The organism is Bacillus sp. UNCCL81 (assembly GCF_900112535.1).
Taxonomy (GTDB): Bacteria; Bacillota; Bacilli; order Bacillales; family Bacillaceae_G; genus Gottfriedia; species Gottfriedia luciferensis_B.
Window position 1 is genome coordinate 203726 of sequence record NZ_FOMF01000004.1, and the last position, 19568, is coordinate 223293.

Consider the following 19568-nt stretch of genomic DNA (forward strand, 5'->3'; position numbering starts at 1 on the left):
ATTTAGTATAGTTAAGTATGAATTAGTAAATTTTTCCTAAAAAAATAAGAATCTTGGAATAAGCACCAACATTAAAACATTGGTATATCAATATCCGTAGTCCTGGGAATCCTCATTTTCCTATCTAAATAAATTTACAGAACTTAAATAAAATTTAAGTAAATAACATAAATAATTTCTTACTAGGAAAATGAAGACACCCCTAATCGGGGACGTAGTAAAACAATTTTTGCGAAAAATGAGTAGAAAGTTATGGTTTACTACTAAATAAATTCCGGAAGTCTACCCCATCTATTTCTTTATGGACCAGAAATGATTGTGTGAACCATTTGGACGGCACATTCTATGAAACTTATAAAAGTATTTCATCAATAGAAAAAAAGAACCGTTTTTAAAACGATTCTTTGTTCACAGGATTTAATACACTTCTTAAACGGTTAGTTTAAATTTATGAATGATATGATCTAAGCTTTCGTTAGGACTCTGATCATAGTCTTTATGAAGCCATTTATACAGAATAGGAATCATAAATAAGCTCATAAATGTGGAGCTAACTAACCCACCAATCACAACTATACCGAGAGTTTGAGAGATAATCGTGTCAGTTTGAGATGAAAAAGCTAAAGGCACTAGAGTTAAAATTGTTGTTAAAGCAGTTGTGAGAATCGGCCTAATTCTAGATAAAGTACCAAGGAATAGAGCTTCATCTAAACTGTGTCCTGCCAACCTATTTCTTTCTATTTTATCTACTAATACAATACCATTTGTAACCACAATTCCGGTTAACATTAACAGTCCGACTAGGGCGGCCAGATTCCATTCTAACTGGAAGATTAGCATACCAGCGACTGATCCAATGACAGCAAGCGGTATACAAATTAATACTGTTAGCGGTGCCTTCCACCCCCTGAATACAAAGCTGATAATGGAAAGGACGAGCAAAATGGAAAATGATAAAGCAATGGCCATTTCGTAGATCATTTCCTTTACTTGCTCAGGAGCTCCTGCAAAAGAGTACTGGACTCCTTCGGGAAGCGGAGTATCCTTCAGTACACTTTTAACTTGTTTAGTTACTTTCCCTACATCTCTAGAGAGAATGTTTCCCGTAATAACAGCGTATGGATGACCATCCTTCTCTTGTATCACAGATGCATCTGTGATGGGAGTTGCAACCACAAGCTGATTTAATCTAAAAGTTCTTCCCTCTTTATTTATAAACGCTTCGTTTCCCATTTGATTTAATAATCGAAGGGCCGGATCTGTATCATTGAAGGCGTTCTTACTATTCATATTCTTAAGATGTAAAACGATAGGATAAGTATTATGGTTAAGTGAAATCTCGCCTATTGTACCTTCAGCCGTGTCTAACTTGAACCTATTTATTATCTCTACTAAATCCAGACCATTTTGTTCAATCATCTTTCTATTTAAGGTTAGTTGATATTGAGTAGCGGTACCTTCTTCATCAGCCAAACCTTGCACAGCAAGGCCTGGTATTAATTTTAGGCGATTTCCAACGGAGACTGATAAATTTTCAAGAGTTTGGCTATCCGCACCACTTAGATTAATTTTCAATAAAGAGTCATCTCCTGAAATACTCTTGTCAGTTACCGTATAAATTGCTTTACTTTTTAGTGAATCCAACTGCTTTTGTAATTGGCGAGTCATTCTAGTTTTATCTGCATTTTTTGTAATGCTTAGGGACAGGTTGGCTATATTCGGCTGCTGGATCCATCCACCTCCGACATCAAATACATCGTCTGATTGAGGAGTGAATGAAGAACCGAGGCCGGAAGAAAATGAAGTAACGTTTGAGTTCCCTTGCAACAGTTCTTCAACTCTCTTCACTTCTTCGTCTACTTCACTTAGCGATGTATTTTTGGGTAATTCAATTTGGATGCCAAGCTGCCCTGTATTATTAGTCATCGTCAAGAAATTTACGGGAAGCAAGGCTGAGGCTGCAGCCAAAAAGACAAATAAACTTACAGATAGTATACTAAGAAGCTTCTTTCTCTGAAAAATCCAGTCATACATCTTAAAAGAACGTTGAGCCAGGAAATCATTGGGTGCCGTAGGTTTTCCCTTCCAGAAAAGATTATATAGAGCTGGAACCACAAGAACTGAAACTACTAAAGAAATAATAAGAGCAACAACAACAGACCACGCAAAACCTGAAAAGGCTGCACCAACAAGACCGCCAACAAGGGCTATTGGAATATATACAGCAACCGTAGTGGCCGTAGATGAAACGATCGCCGGAATCATCTCTTTTACAGCCAGTGTAATGAATGAAAAGCTTTTTAATTCTTTTCCTTCTTTTACTTTTCTGTTGATATTGTCCAAAATCACAATCGAATCATCCACAACTCTTCCCATCGCCACCACAAGACCGGACACGGTAAGAATGTTGAGGGAGATTCCTAATATTTTTAGGATACCGGTAGTAGCTAAAAGACAGATTGGTAGAGAGATAACAATCAATAATGTAGAGCGGACATTGCGAAAGAAAAGAAATACGCAGATCATGGAAAACAAGCACCCCAATAACCCCTCTTTAGCGAGTCCCTCTAAGGAATGGTTCACCTGCTGAGCTTGATCAAAAAGTATGGAAGCTTCTACATCATTAGTTTTAATCGGTGTTATATCTTGTAGTCGGCTGTAAATGCTTTTCGACAGATTGCTAATATTTGATGAAGGTGTTTTTAAAATATCAAGTACTACACTTGGTGTACCTTTTGTTCTGGTTATGGTCTGAAGATTAACAATCGAATTCGAAATATCCGCCACGTCAGAAAGAGGAATGGTTTTCCCATCTGCACGACTTATAGGCAATTTTTGTAGGTCTGTTTTGTTTAGCCCCCAACCATTCACTTTTATGGGAACTGTCATCTGGCCGTCTGATAAGTTCCCTTCTGTTTCAGTTGTGTGTTGTTGTTTGAGAGAATTATTGACATCGTCCACACTAAAACCGGACTTAATTAAATCGTCCTTGCGAATTGAGATAGCGTATCCAGCGTTACCACCGCCTGACACTTGAATGTCCTTTATTCCAGGTACTGTTTTAAGTCCTTTTACCACTTCTTCTTGTACCGAAGTCCTCAGTATATTTTCGGTAATATTAACATTATTGCTTTTTAGACTGATCGTCATAATAGGAAGCGAATGCGTACTAAGACGGTTCACAAGGGGTTTATCAGATCCTTTTGGCAATGAAATTCCTTCCAGCGCTTTATTCACTTGCTGCTCTGCCTTTTCCATATCATACTTCATAGGAAAATTTAGACTGATAAACGAGCCCCCATTAAAAGAATTGGTTTCCACATCCTGAAGATTGTCTACTACCCTGACCGCCTCCTGGATAGGCTTTGTTATATATTCTTTAACCTGATCAGCCTGAAGACTCTGTGCTTTTACCGTAACCGTAAGAGTAGGATTATTAATTTCAGGTAGATAATCCCTCTGCATTTGAAAGGCAGATATTGCACCCCAAACAAGAACGATAACAGTAAGGGTAATAATAAGGCCCGCTCTTCTAATAGAGGCTTGTAGTAAACGATTCATTTTCTCCCAAATCCCTCCTGTATAAATAAATTATTATGTACGTTTTACTGCACTAACGAAACATGCCAAGCATATTTACTTTTTGAATCGGCAAGAAACATAATTTGCCCTCTTTTTCAGCAAGTAGTTAAAAACCCAACAAGCAAACTTGTGTCTTTATTTATCCCCTTTCTCCTTCTTAATAGATTAATCTCCATCTGTTAATCTACAATTTCAGATTTGTAAAGCTATATAAATTCTTTGTTAATCCTTTTAATTATTTGTCAGATAAATTTACGTTTTTTCGGGATGCCATAAGGTAGAGAAAGCCCTTCAAAACAGCTATCACTGCTCATAAATTGGATTAAAACTTAATGAGTTCCCTTCCAGTACAGATTTAAATCCTTAAGTTCTTCATTCACTTGCAGAAAGGATATCTTGCAATCATAAAGCTGATATCCGGATTCATTACAATCCTTTCGAAGAACAAAAAAAGCAACTACCACAAGGGTTAGTTGCTTCCTATTTATAAGGTTCTACTAATAATTATAGCAGGACCTAAAATAAAACTATTTAATTGTGATCTATTTATATGCCTATGATATTTTCTCTTTCATTAAATTCATAATATAACTGTTATCACTTATTCCTGTGGCAAAATTCCAATTTACGTAAAAGTATAAAACCTCAATATTTCTTAATGATAGCTTTATGGGTTTCGCTGATTTTAGAAAGAAAAGTCTAGATTGAGTTGTGAATAATGTTGAACTAACAGTTGCATCATTTTCCATTTTCAAATCAATAATATCGAACCATTTAATAGTTTTCCAACCTTTAAATTCAATTGCATCATCATGAATAAATAATTCTCAACAATGTGAAAGTAAATTTTTCACATGAAGTCGTGTCATTAATGATAATTTCTTTTCTTCAACTTCAATGTTAGTTGCGCCATGAAAGTTTAACTTTTTCATCTTCTCAACTCCTAAATACAATATGTAGCGATATTTAATCTATTTACATTGAACTAAAATGCTTAATTATTATATTCAATTGTCTTTTCTATTTGTTCTACTGTAATTCCCAAGCCATACCATGTTGGTGGTGGAAGTAAAACTCTTTGTTTGTTTCCATCTGAATAATGTATTGATGGTCTTAACACCGTGACTGCATAAGGTGATTTTTTAAAATCAAATTTAATTGGAACTTCTTCTTCTTTTTGTTTATTTGCTTCAATAACGAATGGTTTAATCTTTAATACCTGTTCACCATTCAATTCCGCATCAAATTTGTTTACAACAATTTTATCGCTCCCTTTATTTTGCAAACTATAAATGTAATTATTTTTTTCATCTCTAATAATAGGATAAAAGTTCCCTACTTCTAGAGGCTTATCAGAAGTATCATCAATTACATTTATTTCTAATGCTCCAACATCATATTTTTTTAATCCACTTTTAGTTTGTATTGTTAATTCCCTTATATCTGTTTTTCCTTTAGATTTAGCGACAATATTAAGAATCAAAGTTTTTACATGATACTCACCAACCTTAGCATTTCCATCTACTTTAAAACTCTCAATACTAATTGAATCTTCATTACTGAGATTGATCGAATAAATTTCGTTAAACAAGTCTTTCTTATCACCTGAATATATATAAGAAAAATTTAGTGGTGTAACTTCTCCTACTCCAAGTTTATAAGACCCTTTATAGGAAGAAATGTGTTTGAAATGGGTTTACTTATAACTTCATTAATTGGGTATGATTTACTTTTCTTATTGAACATTAATGGTCCTGTAAATAATAAAACTAGTAAAAAGATTGGTAAAAAAATAAATAATATTTCTCTGTTATTCATGTTTCGAACTTAATTATCTCCTAGTATTTTTAGTAAACGTTTACATATTTATCTTAGCATTTAATAAGGTGAATTTTACTAAAACTCCTTGTCATTTTTGTGAATGATTTCACAACAAACGATTCATCCGCTTACAAAAATTAATAATATCTTACTGGTCTGAAATAATTTAAGCGGAGGTTAGCATCCATTATTCAATGCTGACCTCCGCTATTTTAATTATTAATAAATATTGATATACATACAAATAATAAAAAACTTAAAATAATATATTGATAATTTCGTTTAGTTCGAGGCATTATTATAAAAATAACTAAGTAACTTAATAAAAATAAACATGTTACAACTACATTCACGATACTTTCTATCATAAAACGTGCATTTAACATAATAAATAAAGACTGCATACCCGATGAAATAGATAGTATTCTATATAAAGGAAAAGCTTTCTCATCCTTTAGAAAAACATTCTCATCCATAATCTTCAATTACTCCTTTTAATCAAAATAATTTTACATTATTTATATCTTTGATCAAAATTGCTTTATCCACTTTTGACATATTTTCTACCTATTTATGATTCAATTAAAAGGACTTGATTACAAATAGGAAAAGTTTCTGGGAAATCAAAAGAAAAATATTTGCAGACATTATCCCGACATTGAAATATATTATATCTTTAATTTTTAATCCCAATAAAACAGAAAATAATAATGAAAAAATAATAGGTGTAATATATTTATAATCTTGTAAGGTAAAATATAATTGATTATTAAATTCTACTAAAAGATATGTTATTAAAAATAATAATTGATTAGCTAAGAAAATAGTAAATAAAACTTTTTCTTGATTCTTTTTACAATCTAAATTATATGATGTAAATCTGTCTAAAATAAAGTTGAACAAAATATTAATAAAAAGAATTAATATTAGCATGACAAAACATATAGCCAATATAGCTATTATTATATTTGATCGTGACCACTCAATATTATAAAAACCCTTAATTTCTATGAATAATAGAAAAATGATCCCGAATAATAGAGAAAAGTTCATAAAAAACATTGGTTTTGAATTCATAATACTAACCTCTCAATTTCAGTTCTTGTGGTTTATTAAGTTATGTTAGGCAATAAAATGTAGCGATATTTAATCTATTTAAACTGAACTAAAATGATTAATTATTATACTTAATTGTCTTTTCTATTTGTTCTTCTGTAATTCCCATTAATCCATCTCAATACTAATTGAATCTTCATTACTGAGATTGATCGAATAGATTTCATTAAACAAGTCTTTCTTATCACTTGAGTAAATATAGGTAAAATTTAGTGGTGTACCTTCCCCTACTCCAAGACTATATGACCCATTAATAGGAAGAAATGTATTTGATATTGGTATACTTATAACTTCATTAGTTAGATATGATTTACTTTTCTTATTAAAAAACATTATTGGTCCTGTCAATAAACTTAGTAAATAGAATGAGACAATGATAAATAAAATAATAAATAATATTTTTCTTATATTCATTTTTCTAGCCTAAATTTACTCTCCTAGTATTTTAGTAAACGGTTACGAAATTAACTTAACATCTTAAAAGGTAAATTGTAACACTTTGTCATTTTTGTGAACTATTTTACATTTTTTCACTTAACATAAAACTTGATACAACACGAAGAGCCCCAGCGAAATCTGGGCCATTTGTAATTAAACAAAGTGGCAATGTTTTCTATTTAGGCCGTTTAATCTGGATCTTTGTCTTTATATATTCAGTATGAGGTTTATCTCTCTTATCAACCCAGCTTACTTTTATAGAAATCTCATTTAATTTCGCTATAGCGTCTTCGAATGTCTCTTCAGGGAATAAGTTAAAACTTCTACCTGCAGAAATACCTCCTGGAGATTTAATAGATGGAGAGATTGTAAAATCCTTAGAAACTGCTTTATCTGAAAAAGATTTTTTCATTAAAATGTTCGTAATCAACAAATCGGGAGTATACAATACTTCATAAGCATTAATTGGTAATTGGCCTGAGACGATGACATTTTTCATGTAAGTTTTTGGTTTTGAAACTCTAACATCAATCTCTATTCTTCCCTCAGCAGATTGATAAGTTTCAGCTTCAACTTGAAAGTTTTTACTATCTGATAAGAATTCATATGAATTTTTCTTCAAAATATCTGCCGATTCAACTTTCATCGTATCGTCACCATTTTCCTTTGTTGGAGAAGTTTTTTCTGCAGTGGTTGGTATAGAAACAGGTTTCGATTCTAAAGCTTCTATTTTTTCACAAGCTGTGAAAATCGAGATAGTTAACACTGTAACAATTACTATAAATAGTTTTTTCATTTTATAAGAACGGAATAGGGTCCCCCCTATTCCTCTCCTTCTTTTTTTAGTTTTTGCCCTATATAAAGATCACCATTATAAATTAAAAGTTAGATTTAGCTTGCAAATTCAGGTGTCTTATAATAGTTGTATCCTTTATACCAGTTTGTCCAAGCTCGATCAGAAATAGCTTTATTATTTTTGTAGTTAGTTGAATAAGCAATTTTAAACGCAGAGTATCCTCTAGATGGTACATAATCAACGTTTACAGATCTAGTTTCATTATACTTTTTTGAACGATAAGTATTTAAAGCATGTTTAAATGTTTCCTCTTGTTCTGCAGTATAGTAAGTTCCCCAGCTCTTACTAGTTTTGTAGACTTGGCCATTTTTTTCTGTGTAGCGGTATGATTTAAATGTTTGTACAGACGCCCCAGCAGTTTTATCAACTGAATCTAGCGCAAGTGATAATCCATCTTGAATAAAACCGCCAACAGTACCCACTAGTTTTCCTACAATATACATACTCACGTTCCATATTGAATTCGCAGTAGCACCACTCTTTTTCTCAACAAAATAAAGACTTCCGCTAACAGGATATTGGTATGTCGTAACCCTTGTTGTTCCCGGTTCAACCGCTATCGCTTTTGGTGTAACAACTGCATTTGTAGTAATTGATGTAGCTGAAGATGCTTTTAATTTCGCCTTTGATTCTTGTACATGAGAAGTGTCATAATACACGACAGACTGTACTGGTTTTTCCAGTTTGTACCCCTCTTTTTTAATGTAATTCAATTGTGCATTTTCCTTTTTAGCCGAATCGATTTTATATTGAACTGGGCTTGCTGCAAATGTCGGTGATGTTACACATAAAATCCCTGCTGTCAGTATGGCTACTCCTAACTTCTTAAATCCTAAGTACTTTTTCATGTTACCTCCCCTTTCTCCGTGTCCTTACTAAATCAGTTAGAAATTTCCTTAAATGAAGTAATCTTTTTCATTCGTAACTACTAGTTTTTTAGTAAACGTTTACGGAATTAGCTTAACATTTTAAAGGTAAATTTTACTAAAACTCATTGTCATTTTTGTGAACGTTATCACATTATATTCTACGGCTGCGTTTTCTCCTATTGAAACCCATGAAAATTTAACACCTATGATTCTATTAACATGCATTATTCCTATATTTTATATAATCTTCACAAAAGTACTTTTAAAAGTAAAAATGTGTAACGTTTTACTAAAACATTCACAAAAATTCCACTAAATTCATTCCCAAGATTACTATAATTAAAAACATTATATATTACATAAAGAGGTGATCGATTTGATAGATAAGGTTTTCTAATTAATTCAAAATATAATAAAGAGGTTACTTAAATGAAAAATATTTTTGTTTTTGCAATCGCTTCACCTATCATATTTTATCTTTTAACAATAATACTTGTTTTACTAAACTTTGATGAATTAAACTCGTTCTTGATTACTCTATCCTTATATTTAGGCGTAATAATTGGACTTTTATACAAAATTTATAAAAATATAAAATAGTTTAACCTACTAATTTTTGGCCAGTTTGAAGTAGTTAATTTGAAATGAGTGTAAGAGCCGCGCAAGTTCAAGGAGGGAGCTGTAAGGTAACGGAAAACTATGAATAGAAATCCTAAGAAAAAGAAAAGTCTTTTATTAAAATTAAGTTTAATCCTACTCATACTTATATCAGGGACGCTTTGTTATGGATTCTATCAATATAAAAAAGGAACCCAGTTAGGACAACAAAACGTTAATAAAAAAACTATAAAATTCAATTCTACTAAAATACCTAATAAAACTAACATCCTATTGTTGGGAGAAGATGCTCGTAAAAAAGGTGACAGCTCTCGTACGGATTCAATTATGATCTTACAATATAATAAAAAACACGAAGCAAAGTTAGTTTCAATTATGAGGGATAGTTATGTTTCAATTCCGGGATATGGAAAACATAAGATTAACGCAGCTTATTCTTTCGGAGGGGCTGAACTTCTACGGCAAACGATTCAACAAAATTTTGGAATCGAAATTGAGTATTATGCAATAATAGATTTCAAAGGTTTTGAAGAAATGATTGATGAAATTGCCCCAAAGGGAGTAACAATTAATGTAGAAAAGCCAATGGAAAGTCATATCGGTGTCAGTCTTCAACCTGGAGTTCAACAATTAAATGGTAAAGAACTTTTAGGTTATGCAAGATTTAGACATGATGCTAAAGGTGATTTTGATCGAGTTGTTAGACAACAAAAAGTGCTGGAAGCTATTAAATCCCAAGTACTTACTTTTAAAGGAATTGCAAGTTTGCCTAAAACGTTAGGGGTAATCCAGCCTTACATTCAAACCAACATGTCTACAATGGGCTTATTAAAAATAAGTTCTGATTACATCGTTAAGGGTAAAGATAAAGATGTAGAGACATTGAGAATTCCTGTAAACAACGCTTTCACTCCAAAAAGATATGAAAAAGCCGGTGAAGTATTGGAACTAGATGTAGAAAAAAATAAAGAGGCTTTGGAGCTGTTTTTAAATTACTAAAAGGACGCAAAATGCGTCCTTTCTTTAAAAACTATTATCTTACTGTCTCCAATTTAGCATAACTTAAATTCTTCCCAAAAAATCCCTTAAGCTCTCCAACCAATTCCTGGAACACCGGATGCTCATAATACATAAAATCATTATGCTTCCCATCAATTATATACAACTCTTTAGGCTCCGCTGCCGCCTCAAAAAACTGAACCGACTCATCAACCGGATGTAAAAGATTATCCTTACCATGTGCCACAAACAATGGTCACTCAATATCCTTCGCTACCTTTTCCGCATTCAAGCCAACAATTGAAAGAAGTAGTTATTGTAGCCTCGTAAAATAAAAAAAGATTGTCCAATAAATAGACAATCTTAAACAAACTTTTTAAGGCTTCAATATACTAAACTATTAATAAATGGTTTTGCAAACATTCATAGAATCCTATAGGCATACTCAAAGACATCAATAATAAGAAAGGTGATTTGTTTGTATGTTGAATGAGGAATATAGAAGAATAAATAATTGTTTTAAAAACAAAGTTCAAGCTTATGCAAACAGCACAACTGGTGTTATAACAATTACCATTGGTGATCGAACTATTGTTGCAAAAGATAATTCACTAGAAAGTGTAATTGGCGAAGTACGAAAACAACTTTCATGATCGAATAACTCAAAGTAGAAAACAAACTACAAAATTTATGGAAAAATTAAATAGTATTTGATGCAAAAAGGAGCAATTTTAAACCTTTAACAACTATGATATAAAATAATAGCCTGTACCCACGATTATCAAGTAATCAATTTATTTTATAACTCAGTATACTTTCTACTATTTAACAGTAGCGCTCTTTAAGTATTTCCAATAAAATTAAAATATTATTAGAATTCTTAAACTTACAACTAGATATCGGAGGAATATTGTGTCAAATTATAAATCTCAATTGAAACGTATCGTCGAAGGATTAAAACATACAGATCCTGCTATTCGACATGATGCAATTTTTGAATTAATTGAACTATCAGAAGTAGACAACCTACAATTTAATTTATTAACTTTAGAATGGTTAGCAAAAGAAGCAGCTTATCCATATCCAACATCATTTAAGGTATGGGATGAACCTAGTTACCATCTAATCAATTTCATCTCTCATTTCGAAATACCTGAACTAACAGAGGCCTTAATAAAATATTACCCTGAATATAGTAAGGCTGCTAAAGAAGAGGTATTCAGGTACATAACCTCTTTTGACGGAGAAGAATATGAACTAGCAATCTTGGAATTAATTGAACAAGATATTCAAAACAAACAAGTTGTCTTACCATTAGATATTTTATATGCCAACCCTGGCATCATTATTAAACTATTAGAAAAACATTCTCAATTATTTGAAGTGGAAGAATATAAAACTACTTTTTATCGATTGTTGTCATACTGTTTAGATAAAAATTATCTAGACCGTTTCAAAACAAAATACATCGGACCATTGTTATTAGTAGATTATCAAAAGCAAGTAGAGGAATTTCTTCCTTATCAAAATGATTATGATATTAAGTTTGTGTATGGCTCTTGGAAAGAAACCTATTTACAAATCCGTTCAACTATGTCGATCTATCTATCTTTAATGGAGTATTACTTTAACGATGAGATGACACCTTTTATTAAAGAAGCAATGTCATTTACTGACCCGTTTATTCGAACGAACGCAATTATTGCCGCTCTTCAACGTGACATTGACGTACCTGAAGATCTACTGTTGGAATGTGCAACAAATATTGAATCCACAGAATACTTTTATTGGGAAATACTCAGAATTCGAAAAGAACACTTATTCCCTATTAAAGAGAAAAAACAAGAATACTTCGCTAAAAGTCACTTGTTTCTATATATCGTGCAAGAACATGATTTTGTACCTGAAACAATCGAGTTAATTAAACATCTTGATATTGAAAATTCATATAACCAACCAATCCGTTATTATTTAGCTTCCGTTTCACATGATGATCAAGTGATTCCAGCATGGGTAGGAGCTTATGCTCTTGAGGAAGAAGATGACTCTGTTCATATGTGGGATGGGACTTATTTAGAAGATGGACAGTTCAATGAAAAATCAATCGAAGAACATGTACAACTATTTATGGACAAAAGAGCGAACGAAAAAGAAGAAGATGCTTCAATTGTATACTACGAAGGGAAACCAAAAATAAGTAAATGGTTCTACGCTTGGTATGTCCTACTAGCTTTTAGAGGATATCAAGCATTCTCCACAATGGACCCTGTATACATCACTTTAACATCTTTACTTGCAGTTTTAATCGTTTCATACCATATTTATAAAACCAAACTATTAAAAAATAAAATCGAAATCGTCGGCAATGTTGTCCGATATACCGATAAGGATGCTCACTCTCAAATTTTATTAGAAGACATAAAAAAAATCACAATTCAAAAATCTAACATGAAAACAAGAATGCTTGATCGACGTTCAAAAGTTGTAGCTATTTACAACAAGCAAAATAAAGTTGCACTAGAATTCCCATTGGAATGTGTATCTTACGATGAATTTGCGTTTGTAGTAGATGAGTTGACGGATCATTTAAAGGAACAACCGCATATTCAGCAGCAATAATTTATTAAACAAAAAATGCCTGTATCCACGATTACCATGTAATCAATGATACAGGCTTTTTATTTTATTATTTAATTTAAAAATGCTTCAGTTCTTTCTAGTCTCCATTTCCCATCAATATATAGATAATAAAAATCTACGCTGCGTTTATCTTCTTTTTTAATTGGCATTATGTAGATTTCTAGTATCCTACCTTCTGCAAGGCCATTAACTTCAACTTTACCCCAGCCATGCATTTTACTAGTTTGATAAATTCCTTCAACTTTTCCTTTTGTTTTCATTCTTTCTTGGTATAAATTTAGCGACCGCTTCGTTAATTCAGTTTTTGTTTCATTTGTAAAATAAACTATATTTTCGATTGGCTCATAAATATTAAGCGAAACTAATAAAAAGATCCCTAGTAAGGCTATTGTTTTTAAAGCAGCTTGAAAAGAAGACGCCACTGTTTTATTAAAGTATTTTCCTATCATCAAAAAATAAAGAACATATGATAAACAAAGAACTAAAATTCGAAGTTCAAAGATAAATATTGAAGTGAATAGACATCCAAAAACAAATGATAAAGTTTCAGGTATGCCATAGCAAATAACTACTACCACAGTTAATAAAAATGGAGCATAGTACAATAATTTTATTTTCATAATTAACCTCTAAAATATGTTAATGAAAAACGTGTTGTTATAAAAATAATTGTACCATTTTGAATAAAACTTTTATTCCTTCAATAGTAGGGTATTTTATGCAGTACTATTCTTCCATATAGATAAAAAGAGCCAATTGCTCGGCTCATAGTTTTGTTCAAGTAATCCTACATCTGGACTTATAAACTAATTACATTCTCTTGTGGATTTATTATTTTTCACTTCATTAAAATCTCTATTAATTTATCGTCTCCAACCTGTTTTGCAAAATCCAATGGAGATCTACTTGCATTATTTTTCGTAGTCGTATCAGGATTATATTGCATAAAGAGCTCTACCATTTCATAATACTTTCCCTTGCAATTAAAAACAGCAGTCCACATCGCATTATTTCCATATTTATTACGAACGTTAATATCTCCACCACTTTGAAGTATTTCTTTGGCAACATCTATATTTGGATAGTCACATATTAAATGAAGTACCGTATTTCCTTCTTTATTAATTCCGTTCACATTTATGCCTTGTTTAATTAGAAATAAGGCTATTTCAAAGTTTTCACCTGCAATAGCTTTTGCTAATAAATCAGTACTGAATTCATCTTTTTTAATAATATCATCAGAAATAAATTTAGTTTTAAATGATTCATAATCTCCAAATCTAGCTAATGTAGTAATATCTGCTTTTTTAGTAGGCATTTAGTTTCTTCCTTTTCAAAGATTGCTTTTTTAATTATAACATCGCATAAAACAAAACAGGGAAATCTCAAACGAGACTCCCCTAAAATTACAAACTTAAAACCCAACTCTCATCGTATCAGGATGTGAACCTGCTCGACTATCTTGGTTTAATGAATCAATGTTTTCCATGTCTTCTTGTGTTAATTCAAAGTCAAAAATATTTGCGTTTTCTACGATGCGGTGTTCTTTGATTGATTTTGGAATTGTAACTACATCATGTTGTAAGTCCCATCTTAAGATGACTTGTGCTACTGATTTATTATATTTTTGAGCAATTTTTGTTAAAACTGGCTCTTCTAAAAGCTGACCTTGTTTTAAAGGTGACCATGCTTCCATTTGAATTCCTTCATTTTTACAGAAAGCTAATAGCTCTTTTTGAGTTAAATGTGGATGGAATTCTACTTGGTTAACCATTGGTTTAATTTCGCAATCGCTCATTAAGTCTTGTAAATGGTGAATTTGGAAGTTACTTACACCAATTGCACGGACACGTCCGTCTTTATATAATTTTTCAAGTGCCTTCCAAGTATCTTTATATTTGTCAACACCAGGCCAGTGGATGAGATAAAGATCTAAATAATCTAGCCCTAATAAATTCAGACTCGTTTCGAAAGCTTGTAAAGTAGTTTCATAACCTTGGTCTGAATTCCAAACTTTACTCGTTACAAACAATTCTTCGCGAGCAATACCTGATTCTTTAATGGCCTGACCAACGCCTTCTTCATTTTTGTAGATTGCTGCAGTATCAATGCTAATATAGCCATTTCGGATCGCAGCTTTTACGGATTCAACAACTTCTTCTCCTTCAGAAACTTTGAAAACTCCTAAGCCTAATCGTGGCATTTTTACTCCATTATGTAATGTTACTGTTTCTTTTAAATTTGTTAGCATCTAAATGACCTCCAATTTTTTTATTTTATACAAGCTGCAAAGATTTTTTGGCAGCACGTACCTTTTCCATATATTGAATTGCATTGTCTGTAACTTGATCATAGTCTCCATTTTTAGCAGGTGCAATTAATTTGCCTCCTCCCCCTACTGCTACACTTCCATTTCGGATCCATTCTTCGATATTGTTTAAATCTACTCCTATTTAACGTAAAAAAAAGATATAGTTCTGTTTGTTTAGAATCTAATCCTTGGCTACGATTTATGTAAAAAATGTAGGGCGTGACTAATTAACTAAAAATAGAGATACCGTTACGGGCGTCTCTTTTGCTTAACTTAAACGAAACTCCATTTTTCTATTTTTTGTTGCCATTCCAATAGACTCATAAAAATGGATCGCATTTTGATTGCTCTCTGAAACACCTAATTCAATACTATCAACGTTTAAATCCTTCGCGAAATCAAGAACAGATTGCATGAGTTTTCTCCCAATTCCCTTTTTCCTACTCGCATCATCAACACATAAACTATTAACAAGTAAGATCTTCCTTGCATTAACAAATGAGTTTTCAGGTATTTCGTCTACCTTCAAAACTGCCACGCCTACTATTACAGGACCTAGAGTTGCCACCAGAATATGCTGTTTACTATCTTTTAGTTGGTTATTGAATTCCTCTTCATCTACTGGAGTTGAGTTTTCTTTGTATAGGTCTGGTCGTTCAAAAACGTGTAAATCGTGAACCTGTCTAAATAAAGATAATAACGACTCGTAGTCTTTTTGATTGGCATTTCGGATGGAAATCTCCATGCAGTTTCACCTCTTTGGTTGTTTTAACTTTGCCGTAATTTATAAATGTGAACTTTAAAAACAAATAGATCAGTTGAATAGACTTCAATCTATTTCTGTTTGTTCATCTCAGACTTAATCTTCAGGATCTTCTTTTAGAATCCAGGGAATATTAGCTTATATCGTTTACAGTTGGCTTAAAATACTTTGTAACTTCAAGGTAATTTTTACAATATAAGCAGTTACAAACTTCCATTTCTTTATTATAAAATTCTCGTGTTCGATCAATATCAACTTCGATTAGCCATTTTCCTATTCTTATCTGAGGCAGCATAATAATCTCCATCCTGCTAATACTTTTCTTTCAGTACGAATATCCCATTTTACTACTTTGTTGTAATGATCATTTAAATAGAAAATATGATTTCTCAATATACCTCATTTTTAATTCTTACACACTTGTTGAACTTCAGTTTTAAAAAACATTTTGTATTGGTAAATTTTCGGATTCAAATATCGCGATAATTGACTTAGTTGAAACAGACTTAGGAATATTAAATTTAAGATTTTTTCCGTTGATTAATGTCATTTTAACACTCCCATTATCTTCCCAACCTGAATGAAATGTTGGATGATTGTTTATTTGAATTGACTTTAAACTATTTAGATCAATTTTAAAATTAGATTTTTTAGCTAATAAGGAATCTGGATTAATTTCTATTTCTTTATCCATATTTGCTTCAAAGACTGAACGTTTTTTTGCAAAAACTTTCTTTCTAAAAAAGGAAAATACCAGCCCTAATATAAAATGCTGTTCTTCAACTGCATTTTCTACATAAAATTGTCCACCTAGTTTTACAAAAATAAGACTAGCTCCTTTTACATATACCTTATAATACTTATCTGAGGTAAATATTCTAGGCTTAATTAAATAAATCGGTTTTTCATGCATAAACCTTCCCCTAATCTGGTATGAAATACTATGCTTTTTATTTCAGTTGGTATTAAAATTTTAAAAAGTAGCGTTATAGAAACGGTACTAAAATTATCAAAAATAACACTCTTTCATAATGATTATTATAAAGATTTTATAAATGAAGGGGTGCTTAAAATAAAAAGATCCGCTGTAGCAGCAAGAAAACTACCCACTACAAAGATTAATTATCCTCAATTACATCCAATATATTAGTCGCCAACTTTAGTCTTATCGGTTTGATAAAACTTTTCCCTGCTCCCCAACCAAAATCAAATATTCCTTCGCCATTACCTGAGGAAATGCACTTAACATACGTAACACCACTAAAGTTGTCAATTGTAACCGTCAAAGTAGCTGTACTATTGTTTCTGAAAAAGAATTTTTGAAAAACTAGAATAACAACTTCTTTCTCATCAGCAACTTTATTATCCTGAAAAATCAAATTAGATTTTAAATCTAAGTCCTCTAAAATAAGTTGAGTTGCTTGATTTGGATTAATATTTACAGTGAATTCTAAGTAATGTTTCATTTCTTACATTATCCTCCTTATAATGTGATATATAAGAATACATCCTAAATTAATTTACTTTAATTCTATCAATAATTTCTTTTAATTTTCCAAAGCAAATTATCCTATTTAATTGAAGATACTGCTCAATAATAAAAAAGCCGCTATTCCGCAGCTTTTTTATTATTACACATGAGGTAGTAGATAGGTCCACTTGATCTTTTTAGTTTAAGTCTCAAAGGCGTCAGAGAAACTATTTAGTTTATTAGACCGAAATGATACCTCCTGGTGGGACTGGAATTGATGGTCCAGTTTTTTCAATTTCTGCATCAACAAACAACGCATGGGGGAAAGTCGCCCCTGCATTGTTAAAAGCCAAATCCGGTCCAGAGCCAAATATTCTTCCAGCTATTACTTCCACACTAAGTTTGTTTTTCTTCTCATTCCGGTCAATATCGCCCCAAAATGTAAAACGCCATGTTCCGAAAGCTGGAGGAGATGATGGACCAGTGACAACGATGAGGAGTGTATGCTGAGGGAGAACATTTACTGTCCAGTTACCAAATGCTGGGGATGATATTTCTGGGTTTTGAACGCCGGCAGGTACCCCAGGAGCGGAAAATTCTACAACGAAATTAGCTTTAAGCGTTTTTGAACTTGGATTTTTGAAATAGATGTTGATCATATCATTGCTATCTGGCGCTTGGTTATCAACAGGCACATGAAATACACCAGTTGTAATTGCCTTCACTATTTTATCACATCCCATCCTTCATTCTCACCACACTCTTCGGATGAACTTACTTCTAAGAAATTTTCTTCAAAGTTGTTAGTCAATTAATTTCTTCCTTTCTATCAATAATATTAGATTAGGGACATCTATAAATAATATGTAAAAAGAGAAAAAACTGCTTGTACACAAATCTATGAAACTACCTTTTTTATATGAATCCTTTATTAAATATTTAATGTACTTTAATGTAAAAAAAATGCTCCTATTAGGCACTACTTTGGTAATTGAAACGTTAAATCCTGTATAGAACTGGTAGAGTTTGCCCCAAACTAAAATTATTACATAAAAATCAAATCAATTAATGGGGTATTAAGTTGGAAAGATTTTTTCAATTTCATTCAAAATTGGGTCCGTTTCACCTTTTTTCATTAGATCATCTAATAACGATCGGAATTATTTTGATTCTCAGTGTTCTTCTATTTGTCTTTAGAAAACAGATTCAGGACTCGGGGAAAAAACGACTTTTTCGTTTTTCTTTAGCATTTCTCTTATTGGCTTCTGAGATTTTTTTTCATATGTGGCTTGTGTATGAGAATGCTTGGTCGCTTAAAACAGGTTTGCCACTTGAACTTAGTGATATTACTGTCATTCTGGGAATTATAATGCTTCTGACAAATAGCTATAGAGTGTTTCAATTCATGTATTTTGCCGGTTTAGCCAGTTCCATTCAAGCCATCTTGACACCTGATCTTGGCCATTATTCGTTTCCACATTTTCGATATTTCGAGTTTTTTGTTTCGCACGGAGGAGTGGTGCTTGCCTGTTTGATTTTGCTGGTAGCCAGCAAATATCGACCGACCATACCATCTATGTGGGTGACCGTTCTCATTGTTAACCTTTATGCAGCTTGCGTATTTTTCATTAATAAGTCGCTGAAAACTAACTTCATGTATCTCATGAAAAAGCCCGAAAATACTTCCCTATTAGATTATCTAGGACCTTGGCCATGGTATCTTCTCTCGGCAGAATTGGTAATGATTGTGAGCTTTTACATTTTGTATAGTCCTTTTTGGTTAAAAAGGAAAATGCAAAGAAATTAATTAAAGTTCTTTACATATGTTTTGAAGATTTAAGGAAAAAGCCAATCCCTAGTTTGGGATTGGCTTTTTTGTATGTCGATTATCTCAATTAATTTAATAAATTTTTGTACCCATCCATGAATACATGACCTGCAAAATAAAAAAATATGATTGCTGCTATAAAAGAAAAGTATTTTTGGACCTACTAGATGTTCTGCTTTCTAAGTTAATAATGCAGTAACTTATTGTTGTTTGCTGGAAGTTTGTACAATAAAAAACAACTAATGTTTTCATTAGT

At 31.9% G+C, this 19568-nt stretch carries 18 protein-coding genes; 4 read left to right on the top strand and 14 right to left on the bottom strand.

The window, feature by feature from the left end; translation table 11 throughout:
* Positions 1-429 precede the first annotated feature (429 nt).
* The 6 genes from BM319_RS10500 to BM319_RS10530 all read right to left on the bottom strand — a co-directional run bounded on the left by BM319_RS10500 (position 430) and on the right by BM319_RS10530 (position 8661).
* Positions 430-3561, bottom strand: a complete 3132-nt coding sequence (locus tag BM319_RS10500) for an efflux RND transporter permease subunit (protein ID WP_091022528.1) — start codon at positions 3559-3561, stop codon at positions 430-432.
* Positions 3562-4576: 1015 nt separating this feature from the next.
* Positions 4577-5173 (bottom strand): hypothetical protein, encoded by a 597-nt coding sequence (locus BM319_RS10505; protein ID WP_069034308.1) that lies wholly within the window; start codon positions 5171-5173, stop codon positions 4577-4579.
* 812 nt (positions 5174-5985) lie between these two features.
* A complete protein-coding gene (locus BM319_RS24690; RefSeq protein WP_091022530.1) occupies positions 5986-6480 on the bottom strand; it encodes a hypothetical protein in 495 nt (164 codons plus the stop codon).
* Positions 6481-6627: 147 nt separating this feature from the next.
* Positions 6628-6933: a hypothetical protein gene (locus BM319_RS10520; RefSeq protein ID WP_069035006.1), complete on the bottom strand. Its 306-nt coding sequence runs from the start codon at positions 6931-6933 to the stop codon at positions 6628-6630.
* Between the two features lie 199 nt (positions 6934-7132).
* Complete coding sequence (locus BM319_RS10525; RefSeq protein WP_069035007.1) at positions 7133-7753, bottom strand: hypothetical protein; 621 nt, start codon at positions 7751-7753, stop codon at positions 7133-7135.
* A 95-nt stretch (positions 7754-7848) separates the two neighbouring features.
* Positions 7849-8661, bottom strand: a complete 813-nt coding sequence (locus tag BM319_RS10530) for a hypothetical protein (protein WP_069035008.1) — start codon at positions 8659-8661, stop codon at positions 7849-7851.
* A 720-nt stretch (positions 8662-9381) separates the two neighbouring features.
* On the opposite strand from BM319_RS10530, the gene BM319_RS10535 reads away from it, so the two are divergent.
* Positions 9382-10299, top strand: a complete 918-nt coding sequence (locus BM319_RS10535; RefSeq protein ID WP_091022532.1) for an LCP family protein — start codon at positions 9382-9384, stop codon at positions 10297-10299.
* A gap of 34 nt (positions 10300-10333) precedes the next feature.
* Here the strand turns inward: BM319_RS10535 and BM319_RS10540 are convergent, their stop codons facing one another.
* Positions 10334-10546 (bottom strand): alpha/beta hydrolase family protein, encoded by a 213-nt coding sequence (locus BM319_RS10540; protein WP_139226516.1) that lies wholly within the window; start codon positions 10544-10546, stop codon positions 10334-10336.
* Between the two features lie 235 nt (positions 10547-10781).
* Between BM319_RS10540 and BM319_RS24695 the strand changes: the two genes are divergently transcribed.
* Positions 10782-10952 carry a hypothetical protein gene (locus BM319_RS24695; protein ID WP_175495596.1) on the top strand — a complete coding sequence of 57 codons (171 nt, stop codon included), beginning with the start codon at positions 10782-10784 and terminating at the stop codon, positions 10950-10952.
* Between the two features lie 259 nt (positions 10953-11211).
* Entirely contained in the window at positions 11212-12918 is a 1707-nt protein-coding gene (locus BM319_RS10545) for a hypothetical protein (RefSeq protein WP_069035010.1), read from the top strand.
* A 71-nt stretch (positions 12919-12989) separates the two neighbouring features.
* Here BM319_RS10545 and BM319_RS10550 read toward each other — a convergent pair whose 3' ends face one another.
* The 7 genes from BM319_RS10550 to BM319_RS10585 all read right to left on the bottom strand — a co-directional run bounded on the left by BM319_RS10550 (position 12990) and on the right by BM319_RS10585 (position 18227).
* Positions 12990-13559: a hypothetical protein gene (locus BM319_RS10550; protein ID WP_069035011.1), complete on the bottom strand. Its 570-nt coding sequence runs from the start codon at positions 13557-13559 to the stop codon at positions 12990-12992.
* A 218-nt stretch (positions 13560-13777) separates the two neighbouring features.
* Positions 13778-14257, bottom strand: a complete 480-nt coding sequence (locus tag BM319_RS10555) for an ankyrin repeat domain-containing protein (RefSeq protein ID WP_069035012.1) — start codon at positions 14255-14257, stop codon at positions 13778-13780.
* A gap of 96 nt (positions 14258-14353) precedes the next feature.
* Entirely contained in the window at positions 14354-15190 is an 837-nt protein-coding gene (pgoN, locus tag BM319_RS10560; protein WP_069035013.1) for a glyoxal/methylglyoxal reductase, read from the bottom strand.
* Between the two features lie 328 nt (positions 15191-15518).
* Positions 15519-15995, bottom strand: a complete 477-nt coding sequence (locus BM319_RS10565) for a GNAT family N-acetyltransferase (protein WP_069035014.1) — start codon at positions 15993-15995, stop codon at positions 15519-15521.
* Between the two features lie 454 nt (positions 15996-16449).
* The gene (locus BM319_RS10570) at positions 16450-16926 is read right to left on the bottom strand and encodes a hypothetical protein (protein ID WP_069035015.1); all 477 of its coding nucleotides are present in this window, start codon (positions 16924-16926) and stop codon (positions 16450-16452) included.
* Positions 16927-17131: 205 nt separating this feature from the next.
* On the bottom strand, positions 17132-17479 hold the full coding sequence (locus BM319_RS10580; RefSeq protein ID WP_069035017.1) for a DUF6054 family protein: 348 nt from the start codon (positions 17477-17479) through the stop codon (positions 17132-17134).
* Positions 17480-17723: 244 nt separating this feature from the next.
* Positions 17724-18227: a hypothetical protein gene (locus BM319_RS10585; protein ID WP_069035018.1), complete on the bottom strand. Its 504-nt coding sequence runs from the start codon at positions 18225-18227 to the stop codon at positions 17724-17726.
* A gap of 338 nt (positions 18228-18565) precedes the next feature.
* Between BM319_RS10585 and BM319_RS10590 the strand changes: the two genes are divergently transcribed.
* Positions 18566-19291 carry a YwaF family protein gene (locus BM319_RS10590; RefSeq protein ID WP_069035019.1) on the top strand — a complete coding sequence of 242 codons (726 nt, stop codon included), beginning with the start codon at positions 18566-18568 and terminating at the stop codon, positions 19289-19291.
* Positions 19292-19568 lie beyond the last annotated feature (277 nt).

What these genes read in the sequence shown, in the direction of transcription:
- BM319_RS10500 (WP_091022528.1), bottom strand. Translation starts at nt 3,561, where the DNA reads ATGAATCGTTTACTACAAGCCTCTATTAGAAGAGCGGGCCTTATTATT.
- BM319_RS24690 (WP_091022530.1), bottom strand. Translation starts at nt 6,480, where the DNA reads ATGAATTCAAAACCAATGTTTTTTATGAACTTTTCTCTATTATTCGGG.
- BM319_RS10520 (WP_069035006.1), bottom strand. Translation starts at nt 6,933, where the DNA reads ATGAATATAAGAAAAATATTATTTATTATTTTATTTATCATTGTCTCA.
- BM319_RS10525 (WP_069035007.1), bottom strand. Translation starts at nt 7,753, where the DNA reads ATGAAAAAACTATTTATAGTAATTGTTACAGTGTTAACTATCTCGATT.
- BM319_RS10530 (WP_069035008.1), bottom strand. Translation starts at nt 8,661, where the DNA reads ATGAAAAAGTACTTAGGATTTAAGAAGTTAGGAGTAGCCATACTGACA.
- BM319_RS10535 (WP_091022532.1), top strand. Translation starts at nt 9,382, where the DNA reads ATGAATAGAAATCCTAAGAAAAAGAAAAGTCTTTTATTAAAATTAAGT.
- BM319_RS24695 (WP_175495596.1), top strand. Translation starts at nt 10,782, where the DNA reads ATGTTGAATGAGGAATATAGAAGAATAAATAATTGTTTTAAAAACAAA.
- BM319_RS10550 (WP_069035011.1), bottom strand. Translation starts at nt 13,559, where the DNA reads ATGAAAATAAAATTATTGTACTATGCTCCATTTTTATTAACTGTGGTA.
- BM319_RS10555 (WP_069035012.1), bottom strand. Translation starts at nt 14,257, where the DNA reads ATGCCTACTAAAAAAGCAGATATTACTACATTAGCTAGATTTGGAGAT.
- pgoN (WP_069035013.1), bottom strand. Translation starts at nt 15,190, where the DNA reads ATGCTAACAAATTTAAAAGAAACAGTAACATTACATAATGGAGTAAAA.
- BM319_RS10565 (WP_069035014.1), bottom strand. Translation starts at nt 15,995, where the DNA reads ATGGAGATTTCCATCCGAAATGCCAATCAAAAAGACTACGAGTCGTTA.
- BM319_RS10570 (WP_069035015.1), bottom strand. Translation starts at nt 16,926, where the DNA reads ATGCATGAAAAACCGATTTATTTAATTAAGCCTAGAATATTTACCTCA.
- BM319_RS10580 (WP_069035017.1), bottom strand. Translation starts at nt 17,479, where the DNA reads ATGAAACATTACTTAGAATTCACTGTAAATATTAATCCAAATCAAGCA.
- BM319_RS10585 (WP_069035018.1), bottom strand. Translation starts at nt 18,227, where the DNA reads ATGGGATGTGATAAAATAGTGAAGGCAATTACAACTGGTGTATTTCAT.